An 18,284-nucleotide genomic window follows, 5' to 3' on the forward strand; every position below is an offset into this window, starting at 1 on the left:
TTGGCGACGCCATGCAAAGGCTGCAGCGCAAATTCAAATCGTTTTACGCTCGAGCGCAAGCAAGCGGGGCGCTGTGCCCTCACATCTGCCGCTCAACCAGCTTGAGCTTGAGTTCGGCGATCGCCTCGGAGGGATTGAGCCCCTTCGGACAGGCCTTGGCGCAGTTCATGATGGTATGGCAGCGATAAAGCCGAAACGGGTCCTCGAGATCGTCGAGCCGCTCGCCGGTGGCCTCATCGCGCGAGTCGGCGACCCAGCGGGTGGCCTGCAGCAGCGCAGCCGGTCCCAGGAAGCGTTCGCTGTTCCACCAATAGCTCGGGCAGGAGGTCGAGCAGCAGGCGCAGAGAATGCATTCGTAGAGGCCGTCGAGCTTTTCGCGATCCTCATGGCTCTGCCGCCATTCCTTTTGCGGCGTCGGCGAGCTCGTCTTCAGCCACGGCTCGATGGAGGCATATTGCGCGTAGAAATTGGTCAGGTCGGGCACCAGGTCCTTGACCACGGGCTGGTGCGGCAGCGGATTGATCTTGACCGCGCCGTCCTTCACATCGTGCATCGATTTGGTGCAGGCCAGCGTATTCTGTCCATCGATGTTCATCGCGCATGAACCGCACACGCCTTCGCGGCAGGAGCGGCGGAAGGTCAGCGTCGGATCGATGTTGTTCTTGATCCAGATCAGTCCGTCGAGCACCATCGGACCGCAATCGTGAGTGTCGACGAAGTAGGTGTCGATGCTCGGATTTTTGCCGTCGTCCGGATTCCAGCGATAGACCTTGAATTCGCGCGTCTCGGTGGCGCCGGCCGGCTTTGGCCAGACCTTGCCGCCGCTGATCCTTGAATTTTTCGGAAGTACGAATTCAACCATTTCTCTAACCTTTCGTCATTCCGGGACGGTCCAAAGGACCGGACCCGGAATCTCGAGATTCCGGGTTCGATGCTTTGCATCGCCCCGGAATGACGGAATCCTAGTCCCTAATACACCCGCGCCTTCGGCGGGATGTACTGAACGTCGTTGGTCATGGTGTAGTCGTGCACCGGACGGTAGTCGATCGCGGTGTTGCCGCTCTCGTCGATCCAGGCCAGCGTATGCTTCATCCAGTTCTTGTCGTCGCGCTCGGCGAAATCCTCGCGGGCATGGGCGCCGCGGCTCTCGGTACGGTTAGCCGCCGAGTCCATCGTTACCACGGCCTGGACGATCAGATTGTCGAATTCCATCGTCTCGATCAGGTCGGAATTCCAGATCAGCGAACGATCGCTGACCGAAATGTCGCTGATCCCGCCATGTACCTTGTGGATCAGGTTGTGTCCCTCCTGCAGAACCTCGCCGGTACGGAATACCGCGCAATTGTTCTGCATCACGTGCTGCATGCTTTCGCGCAGCCTGGCCGTCGACGTGCCGCCGGACGCATGGCGATAATGATCGAGCCGGCCGACCGCCTTGTCGGCCGAACCGGACGGCAGTTCCGGCTGTTTGCCGTTCGGCGTCAGCTTTTCGGCGCAGCGTAGCGCAGCGGCGCGGCCGAACACCACGAGGTCGATCAGGGAGTTGGAGCCGAGACGGTTGGCGCCGTGCACCGAAACGCATGCCGCCTCGCCGATCGCCATCAAGCCGGGCACGACAGCGTTTTCGTCGCCGTTCTTCTTGGTCAGCACCTCGGCGTGATAATTGGTCGGGATGCCACCCATGTTGTAGTGCACGGTCGGCAGAATCGGGATCGGCTCGCGCGTGACATCGACATTGGCGAAGATTCGCGCCGATTCCGAAATGCCCGGCAGCCGTTCGTGCAATACCTGCGGATCGAGATGGTCAAGGTGCAGGAAGATATGATCCTTCTTCTTGCCGACACCGCGGCCCTCGCGGATTTCGATGGTCATGGCGCGCGAAACGACATCGCGGGACGCCAGGTCCTTGGCCGAAGGCGCATAGCGCTCCATGAAGCGCTCGCCTTCCGAATTGACGAGGTAGCCGCCTTCGCCGCGGGCGCCTTCGGTGACAAGACATCCCGCGCCGTAAATGCCGGTCGGGTGGAACTGAACGAACTCCATGTCCTGCAGCGGCAGACCGGCCCGCAGCGTCATTCCGCCGCCGTCGCCGGTGCAGGTGTGGGCCGAGGTGCAGGACGCATAGGCCCGGCCATAACCTCCGGTGGCAAGAATGGTGGTCTGCGCGCGAAAACGGTGCAGCGTGCCGTCGTCGAGTTTGAGCGCTATGACGCCGCGGCAGGCGCCCTGATCATCCAGGATCAGGTCGATCGCAAAAAACTCGATGTAGAACTCGGCGGCGTGGCGCAGCGCCTGGCCGTACATGGTGTGGAGCATGGCGTGGCCGGTTCGATCGGCCGCGGCACAGGTGCGCTGCGCCTGGCCCTTGCCATAGTCCAGCGTCATGCCGCCGAACGGCCGCTGATAGATCTTGCCGTCCTCGGTGCGCGAGAACGGCACGCCCCAATGTTCGAGTTCGTAAACGGCGTCGGGCGCGTTGCGCACCATGTATTCGATCGCGTCCTGGTCTCCGAGCCAATCGGACCCCTTGACCGTGTCGTACATATGCCAGCGCCAGTCGTCCGGATGCATGTTGCCGAGCGCCGCCGAGATGCCGCCTTGCGCGGCCACCGTGTGCGACCGGGTCGGAAATACCTTGGTGATGCAGGCAGTGCGCAGGCCGGCTTCGCTGCAGCCGACCACTGCGCGCAAGCCGGCGCCGCCGGCCCCGACCACGACGACGTCATAAGTGTGATCCTCGATCGGATAGGCGCGGCCGTTGGTGGCGGGGCCCCCGCTGCCATTCACCGCATTGCCGTTTCCGCCTGCGGCCATCGGCTACACTCCGGATGACAGTTTGAGGATGGCGTAGATGGAGGCCAGCGCCACCGCAAACGAGAAGAAATAGTTGGCCATGATCGCGACCAACTTCACCGTCTCCTGGTGCACGTAATCCTCGATCACTACCTGCAGGCCGATTCTCATGTGCCAGCTGCTGGCGACGATGAACAATAGCAGGATGATGGCGACGACCGGGGACCCGAGAATTTGGGCGGCACCGGCCTGATTTCGGCCGAGCAGCATCATGACGACCACGACGACGGGCACCATCAACAGCGCCATGGCAACAGCGGTGATGCGCTGGCGCCAGAAGTCAGACGTGCCGGAATGCGAGGCGCCGAGATTGCGGACACGGCCAAGCGGGGTGCGCATCGACTTTGCCGCCTCGCCGCCAGGTGCGGTCATCGTCCGCCTCCGACCACATAGGCGATGATCCAGAGCAGAACCGTGAGCGAGATGCCGCCGACCAGTGCGCCCCAGGTCAGGGCTTCGCGTTCGTTCGCCTTGAAGCCGTAACCGAGGTCCCAGACGAAATGCCGGATGCCGCTGAGCAGATGATGCAGCAGCGCCCAAGTATAGCCGAACACGATCAGCCGGCCGAGAAAGCTGGAGGTAAAGGCCTGCACGTGGGCATAGGCGGCCGGCCCCGAGGCGGCGGCGATCAGCCACCATGCCAATAGCAGCGTCCCGAAATACAGGGCGATGCCGGTAGCGCGATGGACGATGGACATCGCCATCGTCAGGGTCCAGCGGTAGGTCTGCAGGTGCGGGGAAAGCGGTCTTTCGATCCTGGCGGTCATCGGCGGCTTTGACGGTTTTTCGGGCCTCCGCTGGCCCTTCAAGGCACCGCGGTAGACAATTTCTATTTACGAAGTGGAAACACTGAGCGCAATGGTGAAATCCGATGTCTGCGAACTTCGGTTCATAGCTTCAGATGAGCCTTGCATTCCTGCAGATTGACAACATCCCGGCGAGCTGTTGGCTGGTATACCTGAAGCACGATTCATGAACGCGCCAAGCAAAAGCTCGCGGCGGGAGGAAAATCGGGGATGGCCGTCGGATTCAACGTCTCCGAGCTTCTCGAACTGGCAATTCTGCTGGTGGCGGTAGGTGCGCTGTCGGGATTTCTCGCAGGCGTGTTCGGAATCGGTGGCGGCGCGATCCTGGTCCCGGTGTTCTACGAATGCTTTCGGCTCGCCGGCGTGCCGCTCGAGGTTCGGATGCCGCTGTGCGTCGGGACCTCGCTTGCCATCATCATTCCGACCTCGATCCGGTCCTACCGCGCCCATCACGCCCGCGGCGCGGTGGACATGGAGGTCGTCCGCATTTGGTGGCTGCCGGTCCTGACCGGTGTCCTCACCGGCAGCGTGATCGCGCGCTACGCGCCGGAACGTCTGTTCAAAATCGTGTTCGTGATGGTGGCCTTCAGTGCGGCGGCGCGGTTGTTATCGGCAAAAGTGGACTTCAAGCTCGGCGACGACCTTCCAAAGGGGCCGTTGATGAGAATTTACGGCTATGTCGTCGGGCTCCTCTCTACGCTGATGGGTATCGGTGGCGGGCTGTTTGCAAATATCCTGATGACGCTCTACGGCCGGTCGATTCATCAGGGCGTCGCGACATCGGCGGCGCTGGCGGTCCTGGTCTCGATTCCCGGCGCGCTCGGCTATATCTACGCAGGCTGGCCCGTGGCCGCGCATTACCCGGATGTGCTGGCACTGCAGTTGCCGTTTGCAATCGGCTACGTCTCGCTGATCGGAGCGGCGCTGGTGATGCCGACCAGCCTTTTGGTCGCGCCGCTCGGCGTGAGCGCCGCGCACGCGATGTCCAAACGCACGCTGGAACGTGCCTTTGGTGTTTATCTCCTGATCGCCGGCAGCCGGTTCGCGATCAGCCTGATGTAGCCAACACGGCGCAACTCGAAAATCCGTCCAGTTGTAACGAGCGAAGGATAATACTCTTCATTGAATTCCGCATCGTTTCGGATAAGGATCGCAATCGAGAGCGCGGGTGAGCCTCGTAGGGTGGGCTGAGCGAAGCGAGCCCCCCACCGTCTACCTTGCACCTACATTTGGATTTAGTGGGCACGGCGCGGAGCGCGCCTTTGCCCACCCTACGCAGCATTGGCCGAGATAACGAGGAGGGAGCTATTTCGTGTAAATCTTCGCATAGGTATTGCGCAAAATATTCTTCTGCACCTTGCCCATGGTGTTGCGCGGCAACTCGTCGACGATAAAGACGCGCTTGGGCATCTTGAATTTTGCCAGCCGCCCGTCCAATGCCTTCAAAACCAAGCTTTCATCGACCCTGGCGTTCTTGTCGCAGACCACCACCGCCGTCACGCCCTCGCCGAAATCGGCATGCGGCACGCCGATCACGGCGGACTCGATCACGCCCGGCATGGCGTCGATCTCGCTCTCGATCTCCTTCGGGTACACGTTGAAGCCGCCTGAGATCACGAGGTCCTTGCCGCGGCCGAGAATGTGCACATAACCCTGGGCGTCGATCTTGCCGATATCGCCGGTGATGAAGAAACCGTCATAGCGGAATTCGGACTTGGTCTTTTCCGGCATTCGCCAATAGCCCTTGAACACATTGGGTCCCTTGACCTCGATCATGCCGATTTCGTCGCGCGCAAGCTCCTTGCCGGTCTCGGGATCGGTGACGCGCACCGAAACGCCCGGAAGCGGATGGCCGACCGCGCCGGCGACTCGCTCGCCGTCGTAAGGGTTGGACGTGTTCATGTTGGTCTCGGTCATGCCGTAGCGTTCGAGCACGGCGTGGCCGGTGCGGGCGAACCATTCGCGATGGGTTTCGGCCAGCAATGGTGCCGAGCCCGAAACGAACAGCCGCATGTGTCTGGTGGTTTCCTTATTCAGCGCCGGGTTCTGCAGCAGGCGGGTATAGAAGGTGGGCACGCCCATCAGTGCGGTAGCGCGTGCCATCAGCTTGATAATGAGATCGGGATCGAACTTCGGCAGGAAGATCATCGAGGCACGCGCGAACAGCGTGACATTGCTCGCCACGAACAGTCCGTGGGTGTGATAGATCGGTAGCGCGTGGATCAGCACGTCCTTGTCGGTGAAGCGCCAATAATCGACCAGCGTCAGCGAATTCGACGCGAGATTGTCGTGCGTGAGCATGGCGCCCTTGGAACGTCCTGTCGTGCCGGAGGTGTAGAGAATGGCCGCGAGATCATCGTCGGCGCGCGGCACGGTGACAAATTCCATTCGCGCCTTGTCGGCGGCTTGCGTCAAGGATCCCTTGCCGTCGGGCCCAAGCGTTTCGACCCTGGCGCCGACCTTGGCTGCGATGGCTCCGATGCCTGCGGCCTTCGACGGGTCATAGACCACCAGCGAAGGTTCGGCATCGGTAATGAAATATTCGAGTTCGTTGAGCGTGTAGGCGGTGTTGAGCGGAAGATAGACCGCACCGGCACGCACAGTCGCGAGATAGAGCACAAGCCCGGTCACCGATTTCTCGGTTTGTGCGGCGACGCGGTCTCCGGGCTTGACGCCGCGATCTACCAGCACATTGGCGATTCTCCCCGCACGCGCGATCAGGTCGCCATAGCTGATGCGCTTGCCCTCGACCGTTTCGATCGCAACGCGGTTCGGATCGTCGAGCCTGTCGAACAGGCGGGAAAACAAATTGGCGCTCATGATGGTCTTGTGCTGCGCGTTCATGCATCATCCCAGTCGGCGGGAGCGGCGTTGGGTGCCGCATCATCACACATTCGTCGGGGCTTCACTACCAAAGAGGCCCTTCGCAAAGCAATGGAGACAGTCTGCATGTCAAATAGCGGGAAACGCCTGGCCTGGGTGACCGGCGGCAGCAGCGGGATCGGCTAAGCTGGCGCCGAGGCGATCGCCGCAGATGGCTGGATCGTGATCGTTTCGGGGCGCCGGAAGGATGCGTCGTCAGCCCGACCTGGAACCGAGGTTTTGTTCAGCCGCCGGCGAATCGGGACTAGCCGGCGTCAGCACCCTAAACTCCGGGCTTGGCTGGCCGAAGCTTTGAGAGTGGCGAATTCTACAATTTCCTGAACAAGTCGCTGCCCGTCAATCGCTGGACACCTTTGTAGATCAAGACCCACTTGGTCGGCATCTGTGAACCGATCACTCGGCCTTTCCAGGTCGTAACCGTCTGGCAGTTTGTGAAATTGACGACAAAGGTAATGGCCCCGTTTGGAAGAATGGTGCCTGTCGCCGGATACGGAATGTTCTGGCATTGAAATCCGGCGGCGCGGTTGATGAACCAGCCATCAAATTGATTTCCATTCACGAACCCGACGTTCAATGTCGATGTCCTCTGGTTTTGCCAGGTAGAGAACGGCGGAAGAACCTGTGCGGACGCTGCCAACGGGGTCAGCAGCAAAATTGCGAGCGCGAGAAAAATCTGCGAACCGAGTTTCATCATCTTGCGATCTCCTGCTTGAGGGGCGAGAAGCAAGTATTATCGCGAAAGTAGTCTCACATGAAGATGTTATTATAGGTTGTGATTCGATTTGTGCAGGCCGGGTCCCGACACGGTGCAAAAGCCGGAAAGTTTCAAAGGGGCGTAAATTTATTCTCTGAAACGCGCGCCAAACCCTCCCGTAGCTCGGCCCAACAGCGACGCTGTCAAGTCACTAATGGCCCCGCGTTACTGTTGCCTCCATCGCCGGCGAATTGCCGGCACCGCAATCAATCGGGAGATGTTTTCATGTCCAAGCGTATTGCACTTTTCACCGCCGCTGCCTTCGGCGCATTGGCTCTGACTGCAACGATCCTCACCCCTGTCAACGCGCAGGAAAAGACCGTCATGGTCGGCGGCGCCGCGATGTTCCCCTCCAGGAACATCATCCAGAACGCTGTGAACTCGAAAGACCACACCACGCTGGTTGCGGCCGTGAAGGCCGCCGGCCTCGTCGAGACGCTCGAAGGCAAGGGGCCGTTCACCGTGTTTGCGCCGACCAATGCCGCCTTCGGCAAACTGCCGGACGGCACGGTCGACAATCTGGTGAAGCCCGAGAACAAGGCGACCCTGACCAGGATCCTCACCTACCATGTGGTCCCCGGAAAACTTGAGGCTTCCGACTTGAGCGACGGCAAGAAGCTCAAGACCGTCGAAGGCGAAGAGCTGACCGTGAAGAAGGCCAACGGCAAGGTGATGATCGTCGATGCCAAGGGCGGCACCGCCACCGTCACGATTTCGAACGTCAACCAGTCGAACGGCGTCATCCATGTCGTCGACACCGTGCTGATGCCGGCATCGTAATTTTGCGACCCGCGAGCCGGCAAAACCCGGCTCGCTTTTTTGTGAACGCACAGCGGAACCTGCAACAACTCGTTCAGTCCGGTAGTAACGAAGTTCCGGTTTTCGGCGTATAAGGGTGCATCTGCTTCAGCACAGGAAGGGTCATGTCGAGCCTTGCAGCCACTGATGAGCCCACGGCTACCGCCCCGATCAAGGTCCTTCAACCGGCCTGGGTTCGGACCATGCATTGGATCAATGCAGTCGCGATGATCCTGATGATCATGTCCGGATGGCAGATCTACAACGCCTCGCCGTTGTTTGGATGGTTGCGCTTCTCGCATTCGATCACGCTCGGCGGCTGGCTCGCGGGCGCGCTGCTCTGGCATTTTGCAGCGATGTGGCTGTTGATGGTCAACGGCCTAGCTTATCTAGTTACCGGCTTTGTCACCGGGCGCTTCAAGCGAAAGTTGTTGCCGATCAGCGCCGGCGGCGTGATTTCGGACACCAGGGCGGCGCTGACCGGCAAGCTGTCGCATGAGGACTTGAGCAAGTACAACCAGGTGCAGAAGCTGCTCTATGCCGGCATCATCGCAACCGGCGTCATCGTCGTGCTCTCGGGACTGTCGATCTGGAAGCCGGTGCAGTTTCAGTACCTGACAGCATTGTTCGGCGGATACGACATCGCGCGCTACGTGCACTTTTTCGGCATGTGCGCGATCGTGGCGTTCCTGGTGATTCACATCGCGCTGGCGGTGCTGGTACCAAAAAGCCTGCGCGCGATGATCATCGGCCGCTGAGGAGAAAAAGTCATGGGCAGAATTCGCAAGCTTCTGATCCCGGGCGTCGACAAGAAGTTGCTGGTGCGCGACGCGACGAAGCTGATGCCGGATCCGTCGCGCCGGCGTTTTCTCGCCGGCGGCGCGAGCCTCGGCGCGCTGACGCTTCTGACCGGCTGCGACGTCCTGGACAGCTCTTCTGCGGAGGAGTTGCTGAGGAAGGTTTCAAAATTCAACGACGCCGTGCAGTCGCTGATGTTCAATCCCTATGCGCTGGCGCCGGAGTATCCGGAAAGCGCCATCACCAAACCGTTTCCGTTCAACGCCTATTACGAACTCGACGATGCGCCCGAGGTCGACGGCAAGGACTGGAAACTGGAGGTGCGGGGCCTCGTCGAAAACAAGAAGTCATGGACGCTGGAAGAGCTCTACAAGCTGCCGCAGGTCAAGCAGGTGACGCGCCATGTCTGCGTTGAAGGCTGGAGCGCGATCGGAAGCTGGACCGGCACGCCGCTGCGCGATTTCCTCAAGCTGATAGGCGCCGATACACGCGCCAAATATTGCTGGTTCCAGTGCGCCGACAAGGAGGGTTACAACTCGCCGCTCGACATGCAGAGCGCGTTGCACCCGCAAACCCAGATGACGTTCAAATTCGGCAATGAAATCCTGCCCCGCGCCTATGGCTACCCGATGAAGATCAGGGTGCCGACCAAGCTCGGGTTCAAAAGTCCAAAATATGTGATTTCGATGGAAGTCACCAACGACTACAAGGGCGGCTACTGGGAAGACCAGGGCTACAATTCGTTCAGCGGGAGCTGAGCGAGCGCAATCCCTCACCCCACCCCTTTTCCCGGTTGAGAAGGGGCTTAACCGATCAGGACCAGCGCCACGCCGGCGACCGTCATTACCGTGCCGGCCACGATCTGTGCGGTGATCCGCACATTCCGCAGCATGATGGCAGTGAGCAAGACGGTGAACAGCGGATAGACCGCGGCCAATGGGGCGACCAGGGTGATCGGCCCATGGCGCACCGCGGCGAACAGGGACAACACGCTCAAGCCGTTGCAGATGCCGGTAATTGCAAACCAGCGCCGGCCGCGCCAGGGGACGGCCGCGATCACACTTCCCTTGCGGACGCGTTGCACCATCAAGACGACGAACGAGGAACTGACATAGCCGATCAGGCAGGCCCAGAGCGGGCTCGGCCAAACCTGAAGTCCGAGTTTCACAACCGGTGGCACCACTCCGCGCACCAACGCAGCGCCCAGCGGCAAAAGCAGCGCGAAACTTCGCCAATGGCCGAGGTCTGGCGAACGACTGAGCGAGACGGTCACTGCGCCGACCACTGCGACCACAAGCCCGATCAGCTGGAACAGCTGCGGCGGCTCATGCAGCATGATCAACGCCAGCGTGACCGAGAACAGGGGCGCAAGATTGCCAAGCGTCGAGGTGATGACCGGACCCAGCGCACGGTTTGAGGCGAAGGTCAGGAACGTCAGCATCGCCGGGAATACGAGCCCGATGCCGGCGAAGATCGGCCATCCGCGCGGGACCACGGGCTCGCCTTGCAGGATGATGGGTGACAGCAACAGGAACAGCAGGGTGAAGGAAGGCAGGCTGATCGATGCGCCGGTGATAGGTTCGACGTCGCGCAATCCAAATTGCGTGGTGACGAGGCCCAGGCTGAGGAGAAAGGCGGAGGCAAAGGCAAGGAGGATAGCCAGGGTCATCGGGTGCGTCTTCGCCTTCCCCTTCTTGCCGCGTTGGCCCGGGCTTGTTCGTCTTGCACCATTCTTTACTCAGGCGAGCCTGCTTGCCAATCCGCATCTGGCGCATTAGCACTCCGCGCGCACCCGCTATTTCCCAAAAAAGGCATTCCGGTCATGGCAACCCATAAGCTGCTGCTTCTCCCCGGCGACGGTATCGGCCCCGAAGTGATGGCGGAGGTGAAGCGCCTGATCGACTGGATCAACGCGCAAGGCATTGCTCACTTTGCGACCGAGCAAGGTCTCGTCGGCGGCGCCGCCTATGATGCAAGCCGACAAAGCATCACGGATGCGACCGTGGATCAGGCCAAAGCCGCCGATGCCGTGATCTTCGGCGCCGTCGGCGGTCCCAAATGGGACGGCGTGCCTTACGAGGCGCGGCCTGAAGCCGGGCTGTTGCGGCTGCGCAAGGATCTCGGCCTGTTCGCCAACCTGCGTCCCGCGGTCTGTTATCCCGCGCTGGCGGAGGCTTCGAGCCTGAAACGGGAAGTGGTCGAAGGCCTCGACATCATGATCGTGCGCGAACTCACCGGCGGGGTGTATTTCGGCGAGCCGAAAACCATCACCGATCTCGGCAATGGCCAGAAGCGCGCGATCGACACGCAGGTCTATGACACCTACGAGATCGAGCGTATTGCCCGCGTCGCCTTTGATCTGGCGCGCAAGCGCCGCAACAAGGTGACCTCGATGGAAAAGCGCAACGTCATGAAATCCGGCGTGCTCTGGAACGAGGTCGTCGGCCAGGTGCATGCGCGCGAATACCCAGACGTGCAGCTCGAGCATCAGCTCGCCGATTCCGGCGGCATGAATCTGGTGAAATGGCCGAAGCAGTTCGACGTGATCGTGACCGACAATCTTTTCGGCGACATGCTCTCGGATATCGCGGCGATGCTGACCGGCTCGCTCGGCATGCTGCCGTCGGCTTCGCTCGGCGAGATCGACGTGAGGTCCAAAAAGCGAAAATCACTGTTCGAACCGGTGCACGGCTCGGCGCCCGATATCGCGGGCAAGGGTCTCGCCAATCCGATCGCGATGATTGCCTCGTTCGGAATGGCGCTGCGCTACTCCTTCGAAACGGGCGCCCTCGCCGACAAGGTGGATGCGGCGATCGCCGCCGTGCTCGCGACGGGCCTGCGCACCGCCGACATCAAGTCGGAAGGAACAACCGCGGTATCGACCGCACAGATGGGCGAGGCGATTGTGAAGGAACTGCAGAAGCTGCACGCTTGAGCGGTGTAACGGCAGATATGTCCCTGCGTTCGCAGGGACAGCCCATCAAGTCCGTCCCAAAAAGTTCGGCGCTCAGTACAGCGGGAATTTCGTCGGGCCTGGAGGCACGTCCGACGGCGGGTCGAGCGGCTGGCGATCGATCGGGCGGTTGTTGTTCTCGCGGGCGAACGTCGGGTATCCGATCGGCGGCGGGAACGCGTAATCCAGGAACTTGCGGTCGCCCGGCAAGACCTCGGTGCCGGCGTCAAGCCAGGAGCGCGTGGTGACGTAAATGCGGGTGTGCGGCCCCTGCTGATACACCACGTTCGGCCCTCTCGGCCCATAATAGGGCCGGCCGCGATCATCCAGCTGGCGCTTCGCTGCCTGCTTCGGTGGAGTGGGCTGCGTCTGCGCACCGGCGTCGAAGCCGACCGCAACCAATGCGATCGCGGCAAACAACACCGCAGCCTTGTTCGCGGCTTGGATTTTGAAGGTCATCAGGTCCTCATGGGGCAGGCGAGAGCGGCATTCTAACGGTCGAACGTGGCCTCACAAGGTCAATCGGGCCACACTGGGTCAGAATAATGCTCACGCGGTCAAAAAAGCGCATGACGACCAGCATTTTGGCACCAATGCCGAGACAGGGCGGCTGTCCGGGTGCCGGTTGCGCCGGCGACCAGTGCCAGGTTCTGAGACAGACCTTTCGCCACCAGGCTCCTCCGCAAAATCAGCTTGCTGTCAGCTCGACCAGAAGATCTGTTAAACCTTTGACTTAATAGAACAATTATGGATCGGCGGTGACGATCCGGCATTGGAGGGACATCGACCCCCATTCACTTCCGGAAATTCAATGCCGATCATGCAAGAAGCGGCGAAACTCCCTACATTGCCGTTGACGCAGGCATTCACATTGTCTTGACGGCTTTTCTCGCATAGAAGCGCTGCCTCTTGTCTTTTCCCTGAAGGATGGGCGGAGGCAATTTTCTTCGGAGAGTGAACGATGGGTTACAAAGTCGCGCTGGTCGGAGCGACCGGCAATGTCGGGCGGGAGATGCTCAACATTCTCGACGAACGTAAATTCCCGGCTGACGAGGTGGTGGCGCTGGCGTCACGCCGCAGCACGGGCGTCGAAGTTTCGTATGGCGACCGCACCCTGAAAGTCAAAGCGCTCGAGCACTACGATTTCGCCGATGTCGATATCTGCCTGATGTCGGCGGGCGGCGCGGTGTCGAAGGAATGGTCGCCGAAGATCGGCGCTACCGGCGCCATCGTGATCGACAATTCGTCGGCGTGGCGGATGGATCCGGACGTGCCGCTGATCGTGCCCGAAGTCAATGCGGACGCGATCACGTCGTTCGCCAACAAGAACATCATTGCCAATCCCAACTGCTCGACCGCCCAGCTCGTGGTCGCGCTGAAGCCGCTGCACGACAAGGCGGTGATCAGGCGCGTCGTGGTTTCGACGTACCAGTCGGTTTCCGGCGCTGGCAAGGAGGCGATGGATGAACTGTTCTCGCAGACCAAGGCGGTCTACACGAGCAGCGAACTGATCAACAAGAAATTCCCCAAGCGCATCGCCTTCAACGTGCTTCCGGAGATCGACGTATTCATGGAGGACGGCTACACCAAGGAAGAGTGGAAGATGATGATGGAGACCAAGAAGATTCTTGATCCCAAAATCAAGCTGACCGCCACTTGCGTGCGGGTGCCGGTATTCGTCGGCCATTCCGAAGCCGTCAGCATCGAATTCGAGAATCCGATCTCAGCCGACGAGGCGCGCGAAATCCTTCGCAAGGCGCCGGGTTGTCTCGTGATCGACAAGCACGAGCCCGGCGGCTACGTCACGCCTTACGAGGCCGCGGGCGAGGATGCGACCTATGTCAGCCGCATCCGTACCGATCCCACCGTGGAAAACGGCCTCGTTCTGTGGTGCGTGTCGGACAATCTGCGCAAGGGCGCCGCCCTGAACGCGGTGCAGATCGCCGAATGTCTGGTCAACCGCAAGCTGATCAGCGCCAAGAAAAAGGCGGCATGAAAAGATTGGCGAGTGGTGAGTAGCGAATGGCGAATGGAATTCCCTATTCGCTATTCGCCACTCCCTATTCGCCCACTTCCTGGCTCGCGCTGCGAAATTCCTTGGCGTCCTTGTCGAGCACGAACAACGAGCCTTCGGCTACGCCAAAATAGGCACCGTGCAGGTTCAACTCGCCGCGGCCGACCTTCGTTTGCACAAACGGGAACGTCATCAAGTTCTCGAGGCTGCGGAAAACGGCTGCCTTTTCGATTCTGACGGTGAAGTCGGCCATGGACTCGTGGTCGCGCTGCTCGACTTTTTCTCCCGGCTTGACGAACATCGACATCCAGCGGCCGATGAAATCTCCGGGCGACAACGGCTCGATCTTGTCGATAAAGGCGCGAATGCCGCCGCATTGCGCATGGCCGAGCACCACCACGTGTTTGACGCGGAGAGCGTTGACGGCGTATTCGAGCGCCGCAGAAACACCGTGCGTGCCGCCGTCGGGTGCATAGACCGGAACCAGATTGGCGACGTTGCGGACCACGAACAGCTCGCCCGGGCCCGCATCGAATATCACCTCCGGCGAGACGCGCGAATCGCAGCAACCTATCACCATCACTTCCGGAGACTGGCCGCGCTCGGACAATTCGCGATACCGCGATTGTTCGGTCGGCAGCCGTTGCGAGGCAAAGGTTCGATATCCGTCAATCAATCTTTGCGGGAACGGCGACATGCGAATGGCTGACCCATGCCTGGTTGCTGGAACAAGGCTTCCGGGTGAAAGCCCGGGGTGTTAAAGCATGAACCGCCAAGGCAGGCACCGGTTTTTCTTGAACCGTCGTGCCCAAACAACAGCCAGCGACAGAATGCGTCTCGACGACGTCGAACCGCCTTTGGCGCGCAGGTTCCGTGAATTTCGAAGGGAAAGAATCAATGATCCGTCCGCGCCGCAGCCTCCTGTTCATGCCCGGATCGAACCCACGCGCGCTGGAAAAGGCACGCAATCTTCCCGCCGACGGTCTCATTCTCGACCTGGAGGATTCGGTGGCGCCGGAGGCCAAGGGGCTGGCGCGCGACCAGATCGCGAAAGCCATCGCGGCAGGTGGTTTCGGCAAGCGCGAAGTCCTGGTCCGCACCAACGCGCTGGATTCGCCGTGGTGGATGGACGACATCACCATGGCTGCGCAGGCGCGGCCCGACGGCATCCTGGTTCCGAAGATTTCCAGCGTCGAGGACCTCGGCAGGATCGCCCGGTGCCTGCTCGATGTGGACGCTCCCGCCTCGATTGCGGTCTGGACGATGATCGAGACCGCACTTGCGGTACTGCATGTTGAGGAACTCGCGGCCTCGCGCAACGTCGAGCCGCGGCTAGCCGGTTTCATGTTCGGGCCGAATGATATCTCACGCGAGACACGGATTCGCATGCAGCCGGGCCGTGCGACGATGTTGTCGATGATCACGCATTGCATTCTGGCCACGCGCGCTTACGGCCTCGAAATTCTCGACGGCCCGTACAGCGATTTCAGCAATGTCGATGGTTTCGCGCAGGAATGCACCCAGGCGCGCGACCTGGGGTTCGACGGCAAGACTTTGATCCATCCGGGCCAGATCGCGGCCTGCAATGCCATCTTCACGCCGCCGGCCGAGGAAGTAGCCCAGGCCCGCAAGATCATCGCGGCCTTTGAACGCCCGGAGAATGCCGCGCGCGGCGCGATTTCACTGGACGGCCAGATGGTGGAGCGGCTGCATGCCGACATCGCAAGGCGCACAATCGCGATCGCGGATTCGATCGCGGCGGTCACGCAGCACTAAATGCACGGGTGCCGCCCGATAGGGGGAGGAATTTCTATTTCCTTAACTCCAATTGCTCGATGGTTGGCGCGTTGAGGCAATACTGCCGATAGTGTTCGGCCGACGTTCCTTCAGCAAGATCGCGATCGCATTCGCGCTTGTGGCCGCATAACGCGCAAACGCGCTCCATGTCGTGCAGCACCATGGGCTCGACACGCGCCAGATCGGCCTCGCTGATGCCAAGCGCCTTGAGCAGTTTCGGCAGTTCGTCGGCCGCATGAGGTCCCTGACGGACCAATTCATCCAGATCGGCCGGAGAGAGCCGCAGATCGCTTGCGATGCGGTTAAACTCCGACGCGTCGAGGTGGCGCATCTCGCTTAGCTCCTGACGGTGTTTGAGCCATTCGCTGAACGTATGCGTCAATCGTTCAACGACTGAAAGGGAATGGTCCTGGGGGGTCATCGAGGGTGCTCCGGCGTCAGCGGGAATTTGCGCATTATGGACGGCGCCTGGACCGACCATCGTTGCGCTGGATCAAACGTGCGACGCCTTCCGAGGCGGGCTATGGTCGGCCGCCAAAGCGCTCTGCTGCCCAGGCATGCAGGCTTCCAGGAATTGGGAGTTGATTGCCGCGGCCCTTCGGCGAGATGTGAAAGCCGAAAACTTCCGGGTCGGCGATCAGTGCCGAAAAGCTGCGGGGTTTGAAGAACAGCTTCGGTTGGGAATGCACCGCATAGAAGGACTTCTTCGGCAGCGCGTGGCGCAATTCGTCTGCGCGACGGGCCAGCGCCGTCAGCGCCGCGGGACCATACATGGCGACGCGGGTATCGGCGATCCGGTTCAATCCGCGCCATTTCCGAAGAGCAAACGTGACGCGATGCCGCAGCGCGAGCCAGTCCGGCATCAATTCATCCTGTTGCATCAGGGAAATGAACGCTGTGACGATCGAATCGCATGGGGGAAGATAGAGCACCGAGTTGCCAAGCCGGTGCGACCGCTCCCAGGCGAAATACGGTTTTGCCGGATCGATTTCGACCGCCTTGAGCAGCAGCACGTCGGCGTCGAGCCACAGGCCTGCGTTTGCGGCCATCAGCCGCATTCGAAAAAAATCGGCAAACTGCACCATGGTCCAGTCGCTCCAGCCGTCGGGTCCACTCGGGCGCAGCCGTTCGGCGAAAGTGTGGGACAGAATGGCCTCGGCCTCGGCATTGCCGACGCCTTCGGGCAGTTGGGCCAGCGGCTCAAAGCTGTAGACGGTCACCTTGTGGCCGGCCGCCACCTGCGATCGCAGGCAGCACCTTCTCAGCGCATCAAGCGGGCCCTGCCAGAAGGTGACGATATCGGGCCGCAAGCGCCGCGACACAGCGTTTTCAAGCGAAGGGGAAAGCGGTTCGCGTGAAGAAAACGCGTCTGACAAGTGTTTTTAAGCCCAGGCTCGCTCGGTTTTCGCCTTGGCCTCGTAAGCATCGATCGAGGCCTTTTTCTCCATCGTCAGGCCGATATCGTCGAGCCCGTTCATCAGACAATGCTTGCGGAACGGATCGATTTCGAATTTCACCGTGCCGCCGTCGGGTCCGCGGATTTCCTGATTGGCGAGATCGATGGTCAACGTCGCATTCGCGCCACGCTCGGCATCGTCGAACAATTTGTCGAGATCGTCCTGGGTGACGCGGATCGGCAGAATGCCGTTCTTGAAGCAATTATTGTAGAAAATGTCGCCGAACGAGGTCGAAATCACGCAGCGGATGCCGAAATCGAGCAGCGCCCACGGCGCGTGCTCGCGGCTGGAGCCGCAGCCGAAATTGTCGCCGGCAACCAAAATTTTGGCGTTGCGATAGGCCGGCTTGTTGAGGATAAAATCCGGATTGTCGCTGCCATCGTCCTCGTAGCGCTGTTCCGAAAACAGCCCCTTGCCAAGGCCGGTGCGCTTGATGGTCTTCAAATACTGCTTGGGGATGATCATGTCGGTATCGACATTGATGATCTTCAAGGGCGCAGCGACGCCTTCCAGCGTGGTGAACTTGTCCATCGATCGCACTTCTTGCCTGGAATTGAAAAAAGCGTTGGCTGCGCTTTTTTATCGCGATTGCCGCCGCCAATAAAGCGCAAATCCCTATTCAACGGCTGCTTCGATGGCAGCCATGTCGTCATCGGAGAGCCCGAAATGATGGCCGATCTCGTGGATCAGCACGTGGCGGACGACGTGGCCCAGCGTTTCGTCGTGTTCGGCCCAGTAATCGAGGATCGGTCGCCGGTAGAGCCAGATCATGTTGGGCAGCCGCGCGATATCTCCATGGCTTTGATGCGGCAGGCCGACGCCCTGGAACAGTCCAAGCAGGTCGAATTCGCTTTCGGCGCCCATCTCGTCGAGGACCTCGTCGGTTGGAAAATCATCGACCCGTATGATCACCCCCGCGCACAAATTGCGAAAGGTCTTTGGTAGCCGAGCGAAAATGTCATGCGCCATGGCTTCCATTTCGGCGAGGGAGGGCGCTTTTGCTGAGGTCCACATTGCGCCTGTTTTAGAGCACTCCTGGAACGGGTGGGAACTGGTTTTCTTCCCCCGTCGCGAAAGGGCTCCTTGTACAGTTGACGTTGCCTCGGCAATCGGAGACCGTAGACCGATACTCGATCGTGATACGATTAAGTGGAATCGCATCACGATCTCA

The 18,284-nt window shown here is 60.6% G+C and carries 20 protein-coding genes and 1 pseudogene; 8 read left to right on the forward strand and 13 right to left on the reverse strand.

The window, feature by feature from the left end; genetic code table 11:
* Positions 1-79 precede the first annotated feature (79 nt).
* The 4 genes from VNX23_RS17275 to sdhC all read right to left on the reverse strand — a co-directional run bounded on the left by VNX23_RS17275 (position 80) and on the right by sdhC (position 3,620).
* Positions 80-862, reverse strand: a complete 783-nt coding sequence (locus VNX23_RS17275) for a succinate dehydrogenase iron-sulfur subunit (protein WP_325631959.1) — start codon at positions 860-862, stop codon at positions 80-82.
* Between the two features lie 107 nt (positions 863-969).
* Entirely contained in the window at positions 970-2,814 is a 1,845-nt protein-coding gene (gene sdhA, locus VNX23_RS17280) for a succinate dehydrogenase flavoprotein subunit (protein ID WP_325631961.1), read from the reverse strand.
* Between the two features lie 3 nt (positions 2,815-2,817).
* The gene (gene sdhD / locus VNX23_RS17285) at positions 2,818-3,192 is read right to left on the reverse strand and encodes a succinate dehydrogenase, hydrophobic membrane anchor protein (protein WP_325632072.1); all 375 of its coding nucleotides are present in this window, start codon (positions 3,190-3,192) and stop codon (positions 2,818-2,820) included.
* 29 nt (positions 3,193-3,221) lie between these two features.
* On the reverse strand, positions 3,222-3,620 hold the full coding sequence (gene sdhC / locus VNX23_RS17290) for a succinate dehydrogenase, cytochrome b556 subunit (RefSeq protein WP_325631963.1): 399 nt from the start codon (positions 3,618-3,620) through the stop codon (positions 3,222-3,224).
* Positions 3,621-3,869: 249 nt separating this feature from the next.
* Between sdhC and VNX23_RS17295 the strand changes: the two genes are divergently transcribed.
* Positions 3,870-4,721 (forward strand): sulfite exporter TauE/SafE family protein, encoded by an 852-nt coding sequence (locus tag VNX23_RS17295; protein ID WP_325631964.1) that lies wholly within the window; start codon positions 3,870-3,872, stop codon positions 4,719-4,721.
* A gap of 243 nt (positions 4,722-4,964) precedes the next feature.
* Here the strand turns inward: VNX23_RS17295 and VNX23_RS17300 are convergent, their stop codons facing one another.
* Positions 4,965-6,479, reverse strand: a complete 1,515-nt coding sequence (locus tag VNX23_RS17300) for a malonyl-CoA synthase (RefSeq protein ID WP_325632074.1) — start codon at positions 6,477-6,479, stop codon at positions 4,965-4,967.
* 129 nt (positions 6,480-6,608) lie between these two features.
* On the opposite strand from VNX23_RS17300, the pseudogene VNX23_RS17305 reads away from it, so the two are divergent.
* A pseudogene (locus VNX23_RS17305) lies at positions 6,609-6,734 on the forward strand (oxidoreductase); the annotation flags it as partial.
* Between the two features lie 115 nt (positions 6,735-6,849).
* Here the strand turns inward: VNX23_RS17305 and VNX23_RS17310 are convergent.
* Complete coding sequence (locus tag VNX23_RS17310; protein WP_325631966.1) at positions 6,850-7,236, reverse strand: avidin/streptavidin family protein; 387 nt, start codon at positions 7,234-7,236, stop codon at positions 6,850-6,852.
* A gap of 285 nt (positions 7,237-7,521) precedes the next feature.
* Between VNX23_RS17310 and VNX23_RS17315 the strand changes: the two genes are divergently transcribed.
* The 3 genes from VNX23_RS17315 (at position 7,522) to VNX23_RS17325 (ending at position 9,650) form a co-directional block, all read left to right on the forward strand.
* Positions 7,522-8,076 (forward strand): fasciclin domain-containing protein, encoded by a 555-nt coding sequence (locus VNX23_RS17315; RefSeq protein ID WP_325631968.1) that lies wholly within the window; start codon positions 7,522-7,524, stop codon positions 8,074-8,076.
* Positions 8,077-8,219: 143 nt separating this feature from the next.
* On the forward strand, positions 8,220-8,852 hold the full coding sequence (locus VNX23_RS17320) for a cytochrome b/b6 domain-containing protein (protein WP_325631969.1): 633 nt from the start codon (positions 8,220-8,222) through the stop codon (positions 8,850-8,852).
* A gap of 12 nt (positions 8,853-8,864) precedes the next feature.
* A complete protein-coding gene (locus tag VNX23_RS17325) occupies positions 8,865-9,650 on the forward strand; it encodes a molybdopterin-dependent oxidoreductase (RefSeq protein WP_325631971.1) in 786 nt (261 codons plus the stop codon).
* 47 nt (positions 9,651-9,697) lie between these two features.
* On the opposite strand, the gene VNX23_RS17330 is transcribed toward VNX23_RS17325, so the two are convergent.
* Positions 9,698-10,561 (reverse strand): EamA family transporter, encoded by an 864-nt coding sequence (locus tag VNX23_RS17330; protein ID WP_325631974.1) that lies wholly within the window; start codon positions 10,559-10,561, stop codon positions 9,698-9,700.
* A 153-nt stretch (positions 10,562-10,714) separates the two neighbouring features.
* Between VNX23_RS17330 and leuB the strand changes: the two genes are divergently transcribed.
* The gene (gene leuB, locus VNX23_RS17335) at positions 10,715-11,827 is read left to right on the forward strand and encodes a 3-isopropylmalate dehydrogenase (protein WP_325631975.1); all 1,113 of its coding nucleotides are present in this window, start codon (positions 10,715-10,717) and stop codon (positions 11,825-11,827) included.
* Between the two features lie 72 nt (positions 11,828-11,899).
* On the opposite strand, the gene VNX23_RS17340 is transcribed toward leuB, so the two are convergent.
* Positions 11,900-12,304, reverse strand: a complete 405-nt coding sequence (locus tag VNX23_RS17340) for a hypothetical protein (protein ID WP_325631976.1) — start codon at positions 12,302-12,304, stop codon at positions 11,900-11,902.
* Positions 12,305-12,806: 502 nt separating this feature from the next.
* On the opposite strand from VNX23_RS17340, the gene VNX23_RS17345 reads away from it, so the two are divergent.
* Positions 12,807-13,841: an aspartate-semialdehyde dehydrogenase gene (locus tag VNX23_RS17345; RefSeq protein ID WP_325631977.1), complete on the forward strand. Its 1,035-nt coding sequence runs from the start codon at positions 12,807-12,809 to the stop codon at positions 13,839-13,841.
* A 64-nt stretch (positions 13,842-13,905) separates the two neighbouring features.
* Here VNX23_RS17345 and VNX23_RS17350 read toward each other — a convergent pair whose 3' ends face one another.
* On the reverse strand, positions 13,906-14,556 hold the full coding sequence (locus tag VNX23_RS17350) for a carbonic anhydrase (protein WP_325631978.1): 651 nt from the start codon (positions 14,554-14,556) through the stop codon (positions 13,906-13,908).
* Positions 14,557-14,756: 200 nt separating this feature from the next.
* Here VNX23_RS17350 and VNX23_RS17355 point away from each other — a divergent pair, with 200 nt between their 5' ends.
* Positions 14,757-15,635 (forward strand): CoA ester lyase, encoded by an 879-nt coding sequence (locus VNX23_RS17355; protein WP_325631980.1) that lies wholly within the window; start codon positions 14,757-14,759, stop codon positions 15,633-15,635.
* Between the two features lie 34 nt (positions 15,636-15,669).
* Here the strand turns inward: VNX23_RS17355 and VNX23_RS17360 are convergent, their stop codons facing one another.
* The 4 genes from VNX23_RS17360 to VNX23_RS17375 all read right to left on the reverse strand — a co-directional run bounded on the left by VNX23_RS17360 (position 15,670) and on the right by VNX23_RS17375 (position 18,127).
* Positions 15,670-16,077 (reverse strand): hypothetical protein, encoded by a 408-nt coding sequence (locus VNX23_RS17360; protein WP_325631982.1) that lies wholly within the window; start codon positions 16,075-16,077, stop codon positions 15,670-15,672.
* Positions 16,078-16,177: 100 nt separating this feature from the next.
* A complete protein-coding gene (locus VNX23_RS17365) occupies positions 16,178-16,966 on the reverse strand; it encodes a hypothetical protein (protein ID WP_325632075.1) in 789 nt (262 codons plus the stop codon).
* Between the two features lie 72 nt (positions 16,967-17,038).
* Positions 17,039-17,644: a 3-isopropylmalate dehydratase small subunit gene (gene leuD / locus VNX23_RS17370; protein WP_325631984.1), complete on the reverse strand. Its 606-nt coding sequence runs from the start codon at positions 17,642-17,644 to the stop codon at positions 17,039-17,041.
* Between the two features lie 84 nt (positions 17,645-17,728).
* Positions 17,729-18,127, reverse strand: a complete 399-nt coding sequence (locus tag VNX23_RS17375; protein ID WP_325631985.1) for a metallopeptidase family protein — start codon at positions 18,125-18,127, stop codon at positions 17,729-17,731.
* Between the last annotated feature and the right edge of the window lie 157 nt (positions 18,128-18,284).

The organism is Bradyrhizobium sp. (assembly GCF_035570375.1).
Taxonomy (GTDB): Bacteria; Pseudomonadota; Alphaproteobacteria; order Rhizobiales; family Xanthobacteraceae; genus Bradyrhizobium.